The 13,226-nt window shown below is 65.3% G+C and carries 14 protein-coding genes; 8 read left to right on the top strand and 6 right to left on the bottom strand.

What is annotated here, in order from left to right; genetic code table 11:
• Positions 1 to 15 precede the first annotated feature (15 nt).
• Positions 16 to 420, top strand: a complete 405-nt coding sequence (locus ACFV4R_RS05380) for a YidH family protein (protein WP_377201584.1) — start codon at positions 16 to 18, stop codon at positions 418 to 420.
• 5 nt (positions 421 to 425) lie between these two features.
• Positions 426 to 764, top strand: coding sequence for a DUF202 domain-containing protein (locus ACFV4R_RS05375; protein WP_377201585.1), 339 nt, complete (start codon positions 426 to 428; stop codon positions 762 to 764).
• Positions 765 to 782: 18 nt separating this feature from the next.
• Here ACFV4R_RS05375 and ACFV4R_RS05370 read toward each other — a convergent pair whose 3' ends face one another.
• Positions 783 to 1,181, bottom strand: coding sequence for a hypothetical protein (locus ACFV4R_RS05370; protein ID WP_377201586.1), 399 nt, complete (start codon positions 1,179 to 1,181; stop codon positions 783 to 785).
• Between the two features lie 84 nt (positions 1,182 to 1,265).
• Here ACFV4R_RS05370 and ACFV4R_RS05365 point away from each other — a divergent pair, with 84 nt between their 5' ends.
• The gene (locus ACFV4R_RS05365; RefSeq protein WP_045732239.1) at positions 1,266 to 1,502 is read left to right on the top strand and encodes a DUF2630 family protein; all 237 of its coding nucleotides are present in this window, start codon (positions 1,266 to 1,268) and stop codon (positions 1,500 to 1,502) included.
• Positions 1,503 to 1,526: 24 nt separating this feature from the next.
• On the opposite strand, the gene ACFV4R_RS05360 is transcribed toward ACFV4R_RS05365, so the two are convergent.
• On the bottom strand, positions 1,527 to 2,213 hold the full coding sequence (locus tag ACFV4R_RS05360; protein ID WP_377201587.1) for a DUF2848 domain-containing protein: 687 nt from the start codon (positions 2,211 to 2,213) through the stop codon (positions 1,527 to 1,529).
• Positions 2,214 to 2,357: 144 nt separating this feature from the next.
• Between ACFV4R_RS05360 and ACFV4R_RS05355 the strand changes: the two genes are divergently transcribed.
• The gene (locus tag ACFV4R_RS05355; RefSeq protein ID WP_377201588.1) at positions 2,358 to 3,746 is read left to right on the top strand and encodes an MFS transporter; all 1,389 of its coding nucleotides are present in this window, start codon (positions 2,358 to 2,360) and stop codon (positions 3,744 to 3,746) included.
• 14 nt (positions 3,747 to 3,760) lie between these two features.
• Here the strand turns inward: ACFV4R_RS05355 and ACFV4R_RS05350 are convergent, their stop codons facing one another.
• The gene (locus ACFV4R_RS05350; RefSeq protein WP_377201589.1) at positions 3,761 to 4,417 is read right to left on the bottom strand and encodes a GntR family transcriptional regulator; all 657 of its coding nucleotides are present in this window, start codon (positions 4,415 to 4,417) and stop codon (positions 3,761 to 3,763) included.
• Positions 4,418 to 4,449: 32 nt separating this feature from the next.
• Between ACFV4R_RS05350 and ACFV4R_RS05345 the strand changes: the two genes are divergently transcribed.
• A complete protein-coding gene (locus tag ACFV4R_RS05345) occupies positions 4,450 to 5,292 on the top strand; it encodes a carbon-nitrogen hydrolase family protein (protein WP_377201590.1) in 843 nt (280 codons plus the stop codon).
• Positions 5,293 to 5,713: 421 nt separating this feature from the next.
• Positions 5,714 to 7,087 carry an ammonium transporter gene (locus ACFV4R_RS05340; RefSeq protein ID WP_377201591.1) on the top strand — a complete coding sequence of 458 codons (1,374 nt, stop codon included), beginning with the start codon at positions 5,714 to 5,716 and terminating at the stop codon, positions 7,085 to 7,087.
• A gap of 29 nt (positions 7,088 to 7,116) precedes the next feature.
• Here the strand turns inward: ACFV4R_RS05340 and ACFV4R_RS05335 are convergent, their stop codons facing one another.
• Positions 7,117 to 7,734: a PadR family transcriptional regulator gene (locus ACFV4R_RS05335; RefSeq protein ID WP_377201592.1), complete on the bottom strand. Its 618-nt coding sequence runs from the start codon at positions 7,732 to 7,734 to the stop codon at positions 7,117 to 7,119.
• A 179-nt stretch (positions 7,735 to 7,913) separates the two neighbouring features.
• Between ACFV4R_RS05335 and ACFV4R_RS05330 the strand changes: the two genes are divergently transcribed.
• Positions 7,914 to 10,097 (top strand): transglycosylase domain-containing protein, encoded by a 2,184-nt coding sequence (locus ACFV4R_RS05330; RefSeq protein WP_377201593.1) that lies wholly within the window; start codon positions 7,914 to 7,916, stop codon positions 10,095 to 10,097.
• A 29-nt stretch (positions 10,098 to 10,126) separates the two neighbouring features.
• Here ACFV4R_RS05330 and ACFV4R_RS05325 read toward each other — a convergent pair whose 3' ends face one another.
• Positions 10,127 to 11,530, bottom strand: a complete 1,404-nt coding sequence (locus ACFV4R_RS05325; RefSeq protein ID WP_377201594.1) for an HNH endonuclease — start codon at positions 11,528 to 11,530, stop codon at positions 10,127 to 10,129.
• A 395-nt stretch (positions 11,531 to 11,925) separates the two neighbouring features.
• Here ACFV4R_RS05325 and ACFV4R_RS05320 point away from each other — a divergent pair, with 395 nt between their 5' ends.
• Positions 11,926 to 12,534, top strand: coding sequence for a GNAT family N-acetyltransferase (locus tag ACFV4R_RS05320; protein ID WP_377201595.1), 609 nt, complete (start codon positions 11,926 to 11,928; stop codon positions 12,532 to 12,534).
• Here the strand turns inward: ACFV4R_RS05320 and ACFV4R_RS05315 are convergent.
• Entirely contained in the window at positions 12,531 to 13,121 is a 591-nt protein-coding gene (locus ACFV4R_RS05315) for a DUF1992 domain-containing protein (protein ID WP_377201649.1), read from the bottom strand. The genes ACFV4R_RS05320 and ACFV4R_RS05315 overlap by 4 nt on opposite strands.
• Between the last annotated feature and the right edge of the window lie 105 nt (positions 13,122 to 13,226).

Here is a 13,226-nt window from a genome sequence, read left to right as displayed (position 1 = left end):
CGCTAAACTGGCACCGTGACCAACAGCCAGCACGCACCGGGAGACGACGCACCGCCGTCGCGCGGCAAGATCGCCGAACGGCTGCTGCCCGGTGGCGAGGAACCGGACCCCAGGTTCACCCTCGCCAACGAACGGACGTTCCTCGCTTGGATCCGGACCTCCCTGGCCCTGCTGGCCGGCGGCATCGCCATCGAGGCGTTCACCTCGGACCTGTTCCTGGAACCCGTGCGCAAGGGCTTGGCCATCGTGCTGCTCCTGCTGGGCATGCTGCTCAGTGCCGGGGCCGCGCTGAGGTGGCTCCGCGTGGAACGCAGCATGCGGCACAAGGCGCCCCTCCCCCTGCCGCTTATTGTGCCCCTGCTGGCCGGGGCAGGCGCGGTGGCCGCCGCCGTCGTCCTCGTTTTTGTCCTCTGGCGCTGACTCCTGTGGCACCGCAGCTTCCAGCGGGAGATACCCACGGTGATCCGGGCCTGCAGCCGGAACGCACTTCGCTGGCCTGGGGCCGGACCATGCTGGCCCTGGTGACGGCGAGCGCACTCTTCCTGCGTTGGCTGCCGCACCACGGGCTTCCCATCCTGCTGCTGTTCGGGGTTTCTGCCGGGGCGGCCCTGGCCATCTACCTCACGCAGCGCGGGCGGTACGGCGCCAAGTCGCACGGCGTCTCCCGCGAACACGTCGACGCCGACATCACCGCGGTGCTCTGGACGGCTTTCACCGGCATTGCCTTGGGAGTCCTGGGGATCGGTGTGGTGCTCGCCGGGTAACGTGCGGGAAGCCGCCGGCTAGAACATGGGCAGGACGAAGCCGGCCAGCAGCGCCACGGAGCCAATGGCCGTCAGGACACGCCCCAGCACCGAGGCTGTTTTCGCCGTTTCCTCGGGCGGAATGATCTGCCATTGCGTGGGGCGCTTGGGATGGTAGTAAATGGGCAGGGTCTCGCCCACCGCCAGGTCCCTGATGTCGTGGGGCGACATGGGGGCGTTGTGCACCTGGTGCTTACGGTCCAGCCACCTGAAGCCCACACCGGTTTGGTCCGAGTACACCACGGCCTCGGCCACGTCCCAGGGGTGCACGAAGCGTCGCTGGAAGCCCACGTAAAAGAGCAACAGCAAGCCAACGGGCAGGCACATCCACGTCAGCATTTCCAGGATTGGTCCTGCCATATCGAGCACATCGGGCATGACTTTGATGGTACCGCCCGGGGGCTGGTGGCATCAGCACGGACTACGTACGCTGGGGAGACCGGTCCGGACGAAGGGGAAAGCATGAACGACGAAGACATCCTGACGCGTATCCAGGCCCTCGTAGACGAGGAGCATTCACTTCGGGAGGGGCCCGGGGACGGCCAGGCGCCGGACCACGCCAGGCTCCGGCAGGTGGAGATCAGCCTGGACCAGTGCTGGGACCTTCTGCGCCAGCGCCGCGCCAAAAAAGACTCCGGCGAGAACCCCGATGACGCCGAGACCCGTCCCGTCAGCGAGGTGGAGGGCTACAAGCAGTAGCCCTCCACCGGCCCGCCGGCCGGCTTAGCCAATTGGCTCGGGCATTTGCTCCACCACGTAGCTGGCTTCCACTGACAGTCCTGTGACCGGATCGGCCATTTCAACCTTCCAGCTGCGGGCGAACTGGTTCACCCCGCCGTTCATTGCCACTGTTCCGGAAATCAGGACTGTTCCTGGTGCGTTGAGTCCCCGTTCTGAGAGGACTTCGAGCCAGTAGTCCGGCGTCAGCAGCGCCTCCAGTGAGCTGTCCTGGATGAGCGTTTCAGGTGTTTCGCCGTCCCCCACCCACCCCTTGAGCGTGATCTGGTCCAGGTGGTCGCGGACGTTTTCCAGCCACCAGGCGTTCCGGCCCAGAACATCCGGGCTGGCGTTCTTGCTCCACGCCACCCCGTGGACTTCAAGCTCCCGGTCCGTGTGATCGCACGCCACCGTCAGAAGGACGCCCTCGTCGGTAATCACCAGAGCCCATTCCGCTTCCCCTGAGGTGCGGGCGTGCTGGACGCGGACTTCCGTCACCTGCTGGGCGAGGTAGGGGGAAACTGGGTAAAGAGCCGGGGTGGTGTCGGGACCCGGCACTCCCAGTTCCGCCAGTTCCGCGATGTGCGCCTGGACTTCGTCCTGCTCACGCCCAGCGTATCCGGCGTTCAACAGGTGGTTTACCTGCACATTCTTCGTGCTGCCATCGGGGAGTTCAAAGCTGAGAACCGTCATGGTGGGTCCGTCCTTCTCGTAGTGCAGGAAAAAAATTAACAAACCGGAAACCGTAAGGGGTCGCGGATGTACATCCAGTATGCGTAATGTATACATTACATGCCAGCGTGACAGGCGTCACCGTTGAGACCCATGGAGGACAGCATGAGCAAACCCCAACCGGCCAAGGGCGCAGCGTCGCATCCGCCCCAGCCGATCCACCCCAAAGGCCTGTACAAGGCCTTTGCAGCGAGCCTGACCGGCACGGCTCTGGAGTGGTACGACTTCGCCGTCTACTCGGCCGCGGCCGCCGTAGTCTTTCCGATCGTCTTCTTCCCCGCATCCGATCCTCTGACGGGCACTATCCTGGCGTTCTCCACCTACGCGGTGGGCTACGTGTCCCGCCCCGTGGGCGGGATTATCTTCGGCCGCCTCGGCGACCGCATCGGCCGCAAAAAAGTTCTTGTTATCACGCTGATGATCATCGGAGTGGCGACTGTCCTGATTGGAGTCCTCCCCAGCTACGGGAGCATCGGCGTAGCTGCCCCCTTGATCCTGGTCCTGCTCCGGTTCGCCCAGGGAGTGGGCGTTGGCGGCGAATGGGGTGGCGCCGTCCTGCTCTCCAGCGAGTACGGAGATCCGCACCGGCGCGGCTTCTGGGCGTCAGCTGCCCAAGTGGGTCCCCCCGCTGGCAACCTGCTGGCCAACGGAGCTTTGGCGGTGCTCACCCTCGCCCTGTCCGAGGAGCAGTTCCTGAGCTTTGGCTGGCGTGTGGCCTTCCTCGTGTCCGCGTTGCTGGTCGGCTTTGGCCTCTGGATCAGGCTCAAGCTCGAGGACACCCCCATCTTCAAAGCCATCGAGGCGCACGGTGAGCAGCCGCAGGCGCCCATCCGGGAGGTCTTCACCCAGGAACTGCGCCCCCTGATCGCGGCGATACTTTGCCGCGTTGGCCCGGACGTGCTCTATGCGCTCTTTACGGTCTTCACCCTCACCTACGGCATCCAGGCCCTTGGCTATGAACGCAACCAGGTGCTCACCGCCGTGCTGATCGGCTCCGCATTCCAGCTCTTCCTTATTCCCCTCGCAGGCGCCGTCTCCGACCGCTTCAACCGCCGTGCTGTGTACGGGGTGGGCGCAGTTGTGGGCGCCGTGTGGACATTCGTCTTCTTCGGGATCCTGGGAGGAGACAACCAGCCCATGCTGATCATTGGCATTGTCCTGGGCCTGGCTGCCCACTCCTTCATGTACGGACCGCAGGCAGCCTTTATTGTTGAACAGTTTTCCCCGCGCCTCCGTTCGACGGGCAGCTCACTCGCCTACACCTTCGCCGGCGTTATCGGCGGCGCGATTGCACCACTGCTGTTCACAGTGCTCCTGGCCCAGTTCAACAGCTGGGTGCCGGTGGCCATCTACGTTGGGGTGGCTGCTGCCGTGACCGTCGTGGGGCTGGCCCTTGGGCGCGACAACAACACGGTCGAGGACCAGGATTACCGGCTGCTGATGGAGTCCACACCCCGTGAGGGCAGCGGAGCGGGCGTCGGCGGAGCACGCTAGGTTCTTCCGAAGTGTCAGGTGCGCAGGAGGATGTCCCGGGTCACCGCGAGGTGCTCATCGATGGCCTTCTGCGCCCTGGCCGTGTCGCCGGACACCAGGGCGTCAATGATGACCTGGTGTTCGGCGCACACCGCCCTGTGACGGTCACCGGTGCGGAAGAGGGCCGAAACACCAACCAGCACCTGCCGGACATGCAGCTTGCTGTAGGTCTTGGAGATCAGTTCATTCCCGGCAGCATCGATGAGTTGCTGGTGAAAAAGGGTATCGAGGCGAATGAATTCACGGGCGTCCTCTGGCCTTCCAGTATCAGGAATCTCCGACTGCAGGTTGAGCGTTTCCTGCATCAAGGCCGCCGGCACCCGGTGTTCGGCAATGGCAAGCCGGGCAGCGTAGTTTTCCAGCACACCGCGGAGTTCCATGAGTTCGGAAATTTCCCGGCCAGTCACCGCCGGCACATAGGCGCCGCGCTGGGGAATGAGTTCCACGAGTCCGTCCGAGACCAGGAGCAGCAGAGCTTCACGGACGGGGGTCCGGGATACGCCAATCTCGGCCGCGAGCTCAGCTTCGTTGAGGAAGCGCCCCTGCAGCTCCGGATCCACCAGGACGTTCTCACGCAAATGCAAATATGCCTTTTCGCGTCCAGAGGCAGCTGCGCCGGAGTTTTTTCCCATACATTATGTATACAACAGATCGGAGTTCATCCATGCGCCTCGCAGTCGCCCAAATCATCAGCAGCGCCGATACGGCAGCCAACCTGGAGCTCATCCGGGAGTACGCCACGCAGGCCAAGGCGGCCGGCGCGGAGTTGGTGGTCTTCCCCGAAGCCGCGATGCGTGCCTTCGGCCATTCGCTGACCGACATCGCAGAGCCGCTGGACGGCCCCTGGGCGGACAAGGTCCGCACCATTGCCAACGAACTGGACATTGCGATCGTAGCCGGGATGTTCACTCCGGGAAAGGACGGCCGCGTCCGCAACACCCTCCTGGTAACCGGCCCGGGCCTGGACACGTCCTACGACAAGGTGCACTTGTTCGACGCTTTCGGTTTCACCGAGTCCAAGACGGTGGACGCCGGCCAGAGCCCGGTGACGTTTGAGCTAAACGGGACGGTCTTCGGCCTGGCCACCTGCTACGACGTCCGTTTCCCGGCCCTCTTCACGGCAAATGCCCGCGCCGGGGCGCAGGTGAACATCGTCTGCGCGTCCTGGGGTGCCGGCGAAGGTAAAGCAGAGCAGTGGGACCTCCTGGTGCGTGCCCGGGCCCTGGACAGCACCACCTTCGTGGTGGCGTGCGGCCAGGGTGACCCCGAAACCATCGGTGCCGGGCCCGCCGGCAGCGCCCCCACCGGAATCGGCCACAGCGCCGTCATCTCTCCGCTGGGCAGCGCCCCCACCGGAATCGGCCACAGCGCCGTCATCTCTCCGCTGGGCAGCGCCCTGGTTGCGCTGGGCGGAAAGCCGGAACTCGCCGTCGTGGACGTCGATCCCACCATCATCGAGGACGTCCGCACCAAGCTGCCCGTCCTCGCCAACGCCCGCCAGTTCTAGGGGAGATCGCAAAACTCTCCCCCGCCAGCGAACCCCACACGGCGCACCGCATGAGTCCTGCGGTGCGCCGTCGTCGTTTCCACTCTCGCCCCGAAGGGTCCGACGGCGGTGAGTTGCCGTTCACGGGCGGGAAACCTTGACGGATCAGGGCACGACGGCGGGAGCTCACCTTGGGATTCTCCTGTGCACCTTTTGCGGCGGGCCGGCGCAGGTCGCGCAACGTCTGGCGGGACCGCCCCGGTGGGAGTGCGTTTACATTCCTGAAACATTGCTGACACGCGAACTTCACGCAGGCGCGTTTTGTGTAACGCAACGGCAACTTTCCGCAGCATTGGATGAAACACAGGCAACGAAAGATAGACCCCGGGGGAAAGCCGGGGTGGCACATCGCCCCGTTGAATCTCATGCGAAGGGACCACCGGTGGAGATCTCTGCCCAACACGTCTGGCTGCTTATCTCGGCAGCGATGGTACTGCTGATGACCCCGGGGCTCGGTCTCTTCTACGGCGGCATGACCCGTGCCAAGGCCGCGCTGAACATGATCATGATGAGCTTCATTTCCGCGGGCATCGTAGGCGTTGTCTGGGTCCTCTGGGGCTACTCAATGACCACCGGCGACGGTTTCCTGGGCATCTTCGGCAACCCCTTCACCAATTTCGGGCTGCAGAACCTGATGGGCTCCCCGGACCTGATCAAGGCCGGCTACAGCGCAACCTTCGCCATCATCACCGTGGCGCTGATCAGCGGCGCTATTGCAGACCGTGCCAAGTTCAGCGCCTGGGCCGTATTCGTGCCGGTATGGATCACCCTGATCTACTGCCCCCTCGCCTACATGATCTGGGGCGGCGGACTGATGAGCGCCGGCGGTGCAGTGACGGCCATTTTCGGCCAGGTCATCGACTTCGCGGGTGGCGCCGTGGTGGAAATCAGCTCCGGCACAGCCGCCCTGGTGCTCGCCGTCATCGTGGGCCAGCGCCACGGCTTCGCAAAAGACCCCAACCACCGCCCCCACAACCTCCCTTTCATCATGCTGGGTGCAGCCCTGCTGTGGTTCGGCTGGTTCGGATTCAACGGTGGCGCGGCGACCAGCGCCGAACAGGCCGGCCTCATCTGGATCAACACCCTGGTAACTCCGGCCGCAGCAATGCTGAGCTGGCTGGTGACCGAGAAGATCCGCCACGGCCACCCCACTTCCCTGGGGGCCGCCTCCGGCGTAGTGGCCGGCCTCGTGGCGATCACGCCTTCCTGCGCCAACATCAGCCCGGTGGCCGCAATCGGCCTGGGCCTGGTGGCAGGTGCTGCCTGCGCCGTCTTCGTTGACCTCAAGTACCGCTTCGGGCTCGATGACTCCCTGGACGTGGTGGGCGTCCACCTCGGCGCCGGCCTCATCGGCACCCTGGCCCTCGGCTTTATTGCCCTGCCGGCAGCCGGCCAGGGCGGGGGTCTTTTCTACGGCGGGGGTGTGCAGCAGCTCATTGCGCAGACGGCGGCGGTAGTCATCACGCTGCTGGTCTCAGGGCTGGGCACCCTGGTGATCGGCCGCGCCATCAACAAGACCATCGGATTCCGTGTCAGCCACGAAGCCGAGACGGCCGGCGTGGACCTGTCCGAGCACGCCGAGAGCGCCTACGCGTTCAACGAGGTGGGCGCCGACTTCAACCCACTGCGGGCGGTATTCGGCCACATTCCTGCCGGCGGGCACTCCGCAGACGGCCAGGCCGTCGAGGGTTCAGACCGCGAGGTTTCAGGCACCCAGGGCCCGGACCGTCAGGCAAAGGAAGATACTTTCGCCTGACGGCCGCCCGTAGTCCGGCAGCCCCGCCACTAGTCCGCCAGGATTTTGTAGAGCGCGCGCCGGGTCTCGTCCAGCTTCTCGATGGCGGCGGTCCGCTGCTCCTCTGTGACGCCGCTGCGGAACTGGTGGATAACGCCCATCAGTTTGCCGATGCTGTGGTGGAACTCTCGGTCCGATCCTTCCGGGACCGCGTTCCATGCACTGTCCATCTCCTCCGCGTGCCCGGCAACATACTCCCGGCCGGCCTCGGTGAGCGAGAACTCGGTACCGCGGCCTTCACTCATGGCCTCGATCAGCCCTTCGTCCACCAACTGCTGGAGCGTGGGGTAGATGGAGCCCGGGCTTGGTCGCCAGGCTCCTTCGGTCTTTTCGGCGATGGTCTTGATCAGCCCGTAACCATTCGACGGTGACTCCGCCAGGAGCGAGAGGATGGCGGCGCGAACGTCGCCACGGCTGGCCCGCCGCCCCCCACGCCCGAATCCCGGACCGAAACCCGGGCCAAAGCCAGGGCCGAACCCGGGACCAAAACCTGCGCCGAACCCGCCGCCGCCACGGTGACCATGCGGTCCCCGGCGTCCCCTGCCTCGTTCAAACCGGCCCTTTGCGAACTCTGGGCCGGGGAATTTTTCGTCAGAAATGCCTCTCATGATGGCATCCACCTTTCGGTTTTCTTTCTTACGCCGATCTCTTCGGCGATACTTAACGATATGTCGTTAAGTATCGCCGGTCAAGAACTTTTTGTGACCGTATCCTGACCTTCGAAGTTCTGGATCAGCCCATCCCAGCGGCGTAGGCTGGACGCACCTCCAAGCTTGAGGGCTGATAGATGGCGAAGAAGAAGAAGCGCAGAAGCGGTTTCGGCGCCGCTCTGGGACGATTCGTGGGGTTCCTCGCAGCCAGTGCCATGTGTGGCGTGCTGGTGGCCAGCCTGGTTGTCCCGGCAGTTGCGGCAGCCGGAATCGGGGTCAGCAATTCGATCGGATTCTTCGAGGGCCTGCCAAAAGAGCTGACGGTCCAGCCACCGTCGCAATCCACCAGGGTCCTCACCTCCGACGGCCAGCCGATCGCCACGTTCTACGCCGAGAACCGCGTGCGGATTCCACTGGGCCAGATGTCGCCATACATCAAGGACGCCATCATCTCCATTGAGGACAGCAGGTTCTACGAGCACGCTGGAATCGACCCCCAGGGCATCCTCCGCGCAGTGATCGCCAACGTGACGAAAGGGGACCAGCAGGGCGCGTCCACCATCACGCAGCAGTACGTCACCAACGTGGTCAATGAGGCGCGGCTGTCCCAGGACCGGCCGGACGAAGTGGTCCTGAGCGGCCAGAAGGATATGGGCGACAAGCTGCGGGAAATGAGGCTGGCCATCGCCCTGGAAAAGAAGTACAGCAAGGACCAGATCCTCGAGGGGTACCTGAACATCGTCTTCTTCAACAGCGATGCCTATGGTGTCGAGGCGGCGGCACGCTACTTCTTCGGCGCCACCGCAAAAGACCTCACGCTGCCGCAGGCGGCCCTCCTGGCCGGCCTGGTCAACAGCCCCACCTTCTACAACCCGGCCATCAACCCCGAGAACTCGCTGGCCCGCCGCAACCAGGTCCTTGACGAGATGCTCCGGCTGAAGAAAATCACCCAGGGGCAGCATGACGAAGCAAAAGCCACGCCGGTGGAACTCAAGATCACCCCGGAACGCCAGGGCTGCGCCAACGCCGCCATGGCCCCCTACTTCTGCGACTACATCTCCCACCTGATCCTCAATAACCCCGCCTTCGGGCCCCACGAAGTCGAACGCGAGCGCAAGCTGTACCGGGGCGGACTGACGATCGTCACCACTTTGGACAGCAGGCTGCAGGCGGCGGCCCAGGCCCAGGTGGACGGCACAGCGGGCGCAAATCCGGACAAGTGGGGTGCGGCCCTGGTCACTGTACAACCGGGAACGGGCAAGATCCTGGCCATGGCGCAGAACACCGTGTTCCTGCCCGAACCGGGCAAGTTCGATACGCAGCTGAACTTCAACGTGGATGCCCGGGATCCGCAGGGGAATGACCTCAACGGGGCAGGCGGCTTCCAGACCGGTTCCACCATGAAGCCGTTCACCTTCGCCGAGTGGCTCAACGAGGGCAAGTCCCTGACCACCGAAATTGATGCTTCACGACGTGTTTATCCGCTCGGGTTCCCGTGGCGCTCCAGCTGCGGCAAGGTGCTGGGTGCCTATAGCACAGCGCAAAACAACCCCGAGCTGGGTGCGGCGGATGACCTGCAGAATTCGGAGGAGGGCTTCTACCGGAAGATGCCCATCAATTACGGCCTCTACAACTCGATCAATACGGCCACTTTTGCCTCAGCGGCGCAGCTGGATTTCTGCGGCATCCAAAAGATGGTTGACGCAGTGGGCCTGCACAGCGGCCTGGATGGGACACCCATCAACATGCACCAGCTGGGCAACCTCCTCGGAGCCACCGGCGTTGCACCCCTTCACCTGGCCAACGCCTTCGCCACCTTCGCCAACGACGGCCGCTACTGCAACCCCATCGCCCTGCTGGACATCAGGGACGCCACGGGTGGGAAGCTACCCGCCCAAACAACCGAGTGCAGGGATGCCGTGAAGCCGGATGTGGCACGCGGCGTCAACAGCGTCCTTCAGGACGTGCTGGTGAGGGGTTCCGGCTTCTGGATCCAGCCGAAGGTTCACGACAAGTGGCCAACGGCCGCCAAGACCGGCACCTCGAACAACAACGGCGCCACCTGGATTGTGGGGTACACCAGCGGACTGGCCACGGCGTCCTTCTTCGGCGACGCACTCGAAGGGCAGAAACGTGCAGGCCAGAACGTCACCATCAACGGAACGTTCTATCCCCGCCTCGACGGGTACATGATTGCCGGACCGCAGTGGGCCAACTACATGCTCAAGGCAGTCCCGCTGTATCCAGCGGTGCCGTTCCCTGGGCCACCACAGTCGATGATCGGGCCAAGCCCGACGCCCACCCCGGCTCCCAAGCGATAGGACCGCAGGGCTGGCTGCTTAAACCCGCCTCACCCATCAGCCGTTGGTCCGGCCCGGCCGAGCACCTCCACCGCGTTGCGTGTGGCCTCGGCCATGCCAGAGACTGCCACCTTAGGTCCGGATGCGGGTGACATACGGTGGTACGCCGAGTGTTTCGCTTTCTGGCCGGAGGGCTGGTTAGGACGACGGCGGCGGGTCTGTGTCGTGCCCGCGCCTGGGAGGACTGTCGGGTGAGGCACGTGGGTCGAGTGTTTCTGACTATGGGTTCCCGGGAGTGGTGGTGCGGTGGAGTGGTAGGTGTGGCCGGTGGGGGTTTGGAGCTGAACAGTGTGGCGTGCTCCGGGATTGGAGGCTGCTGCAGCTGACCAGCCGGGGTTTTCTTTGGTGTGGTTGCAGGCTTGGCAGAGTCCTTGGCCGTTGGAGGATGTGGTGTCGCCTCCGTGGTGCCAGGGGCTGATGTGGTCGTGATGGCGGATGGGTGCGTCGCAGTACGGGGTGCGGCAGGTGTCGTCACGGATCTGGAGGAAGCGTTTGAGCCCTGCCGGGAAGAGCCGGGCTTTGGAGTCCAAACCGATGAGCTCCCCCGTGCCGGGAGCGGTGTAGAGCCGCCGGACCCAGGCAGCCAGCCCGGAACCGGGCTGATCTCCGGCGACGAGTTCGCGGGCCCATTGGGCCGGGACGATGCCGTACCCGGTGAGCCGGGCCGGCTCGCTGTCGCTTTGGAGGAGGGTCCGGTCGGTCATGACGAGCTGGACCTCAACCCCGCTGACGCCGCCCGGGGTCCCGGTGGTCCGTTCGACGAGGGTATCGGCCATGGCCTGACCCGTCGACCGGCCGTCCCCGGAGGAACGCAGGGTGCCGGCTTCCCTGGTGAGAGCGGCGAAGACCGCCACGCCCTCGGCCACCGGCAGCAGCGCGGTCAGGCGGGCCATGGTGTCCGGCGCCGGGCGCAGGCTGACCGTCCGTCCACCCACCGCGTTGGCGGCCCGCCTGGCCACGGACGCAGGATCCCGCCGGTACGCGGCGGCCTTGACCGCGGAGATGATGGTCCGGTCCCCGGCACCATCAAAGGCACCGGTATCGGCGGCGAGTTCCTCATCCACCCCCGCCCGGTCCTCCACGGACAGGCAGATGGTTTCCTTCACGACCAAGGTGGTGCGCCACTCACTCAACCGCCCGGACCGGAACGCCGCGAACGTGCGGGGCATCCCGGTCAAGGCTTTCGCCAGTCCCAGCAGCCGCCCACCCCGGGACGGGGACTCCCGCCGCGCCAGCGCCACCTGAGCCCCCACCCCGGCACCCTGCTCGCCGGCCGGGACACCGGCAGCAGCCTGCTCCCGCCGCTGCGAAGCATCAAAAGCCACCGTGATTTCGGCCTGCCTCGCTGCCGCCACAGCCTTCACATCCTCCAACTGCCGAAGCTGATCAATCATCCCAGCACCATCACCAGCAACCGGCACCACCGCCAAAATCCCCAACGCATCAACCACGGTAGGGTCACCAACACCCGCGGGACCGGCGGTAGGGGGGACATGGGGAGCCGAGCCAACTGCGGCGGCCCGGGGTGCACCGGCGGGCGCAGGAACCCGGGCACTCGGGGCCTGGACGCCCGCCGGACGGGCGTCAGGAGCAGCCGGAATAGGGGCAATTGAGGCGGGCGCGGAGGTGTCCCTGAAAGCAGACGGCGCAACGGCAACTGCAAACCCCGCCTCCACTGCCGCGCCGCCAACCGTCTCCATGACCAAAGTCTTCCAGCACCCACTGACATTCCCGCCCCCCGCGAAGCCCTATGTGGAAAAGCAATACTTCCGGGACGATCACGGGCACAATGAACGGCGTGGAGAACCTTGAAACAGAGCGGCTGCTTCTCCGGCCCTGGGAGCCCAAGGATGCTGACTTTGTCCTGGATCTATACTCCCGCTGGGAGGTACAGCGCTTCATCGGAAATCCGCCCCGCGTGATGGCGGACCGCAGTGAGGCCGAGGACCGCATCCGGGCGTGGCGGGCCATGGACCATCCGGTCCCGGCGGTCTGGGCCGTGCAGCTGAAAGGGCCAGCCCAACCATCGAACCAGCAAGCAGACCCTGCCCAGCCAAGAATCCCCGGACACAGCCAGCCCGCGCTGGCCGGGACGCTGCTCCTCAAGGCCATCCCGGCGTCGGGCGCTGAACTCCCGCTCCAGCCCTCGGGTGACACGGAGATCGGCTGGCACTTCCACCCGGACCACTGGGGAAAGGGGTACGCCACCGAGGCCGCGGCGGCGGTCCTCAGCTACGCGTTCGCAGGCGGCCTGCCCAAAGTGGTGGCCGTAACCAACCCAGCCAACGCAGCGTCGCAAAGTGTATGCACCAGGATCGGCCTGCTCCACCAAGGGCAGACCAGCAGGTACTACAACGCCCTCTGCGAGCTGTACGAACTGGCCAACCCGGCAGCCTAGCCCGGCCCCTTCCAGAGCCGCTGCCACCAGGAGCGCTCCGGCAAGGGCTCCTCCACCACCTCAGGCGTCCGCGCGGCACGCCTGGCCCGCCACCGCTCCACCTGTTCGTCCACGTCACGGGTCTGTGTGACCACCGGCGGCCCGCCCTGAAGCTGTCGGCGCGCATCAATGACGCGGCGGTTGAAATCCGCCAGAAGGTTGCGGACCTGCTGTTCGGTGTACTGCGCATCCAGCTCAGCGTCCAGCCCCGCATCCTCCGTCCGGAGCAGGATAGCCGGCGGCCCCAGCCCACTGATGTTCTCGCGCTGCAGCAGGCCCTTGACCCACCAGTCGGGATCGTAGGATTCGCCCAGCCCGGGGATCGGCTTGCCGGCGTACTTGAGGTCGTCGAACTTTCCCTGCGCCATCGCGTCCCGGACCAGGTACTCGGCCCGGGCTGAGTCGCTGACTTTGCGGCGCTTCTCCCGTTCCTTGGCGTCAACCGCGTCCAGGGCGGCTTCTTCCTCGGAACTGATGCCCGCCCCACGGTAGGAGCGGACCTCGGCCGCGCGCTCCAGCCGTTTCCGGTATTCCGACGCCCCGCCCATCCGTGTCACCGCCTTGCCTTGGTTGATGCCGTCCTCCCAGTATTTCGAAGCATCCCGCCGGGTTCAACGCCCAGCTGGAACCACGCCAAGAAAACGTTTCCTGAG

Origin of the sequence: Pseudarthrobacter sp. NPDC059871 (genome assembly GCF_042731175.1) — a bacterium.
Classification (GTDB): domain Bacteria; phylum Actinomycetota; class Actinomycetes; order Actinomycetales; family Micrococcaceae; genus Arthrobacter.
The sequence above is the reverse complement of the archived record's forward strand: the minus strand, read 5'-3'. Positions and strand labels throughout refer to the sequence as shown.

Bases quoted from the DNA above. Each gene is read 5' to 3' on its own strand.
- ACFV4R_RS05345 (WP_377201590.1), top strand. From the start codon at position 4,450: ATGCGCCTCGCAGTCGCCCAAATCATCAGCAGCGCCGATACGGCAGCC.
- ACFV4R_RS05315 (WP_377201649.1), bottom strand. From the start codon at position 13,121: ATGGGCGGGGCGTCGGAATACCGGAAACGGCTGGAGCGCGCGGCCGAG.
- ACFV4R_RS05360 (WP_377201587.1), bottom strand. From the start codon at position 2,213: ATGACGGTTCTCAGCTTTGAACTCCCCGATGGCAGCACGAAGAATGTG.
- ACFV4R_RS05335 (WP_377201592.1), bottom strand. From the start codon at position 7,734: ATGAGAGGCATTTCTGACGAAAAATTCCCCGGCCCAGAGTTCGCAAAG.
- ACFV4R_RS05365 (WP_045732239.1), top strand. From the start codon at position 1,266: ATGAACGACGAAGACATCCTGACGCGTATCCAGGCCCTCGTAGACGAG.
- ACFV4R_RS05320 (WP_377201595.1), top strand. From the start codon at position 11,926: ATGAACGGCGTGGAGAACCTTGAAACAGAGCGGCTGCTTCTCCGGCCC.
- ACFV4R_RS05330 (WP_377201593.1), top strand. From the start codon at position 7,914: ATGGCGAAGAAGAAGAAGCGCAGAAGCGGTTTCGGCGCCGCTCTGGGA.
- ACFV4R_RS05370 (WP_377201586.1), bottom strand. From the start codon at position 1,181: ATGCCCGATGTGCTCGATATGGCAGGACCAATCCTGGAAATGCTGACG.
- ACFV4R_RS05325 (WP_377201594.1), bottom strand. From the start codon at position 11,530: ATGATTGATCAGCTTCGGCAGTTGGAGGATGTGAAGGCTGTGGCGGCA.
- ACFV4R_RS05355 (WP_377201588.1), top strand. From the start codon at position 2,358: ATGAGCAAACCCCAACCGGCCAAGGGCGCAGCGTCGCATCCGCCCCAG.
- ACFV4R_RS05350 (WP_377201589.1), bottom strand. From the start codon at position 4,417: ATGGGAAAAAACTCCGGCGCAGCTGCCTCTGGACGCGAAAAGGCATAT.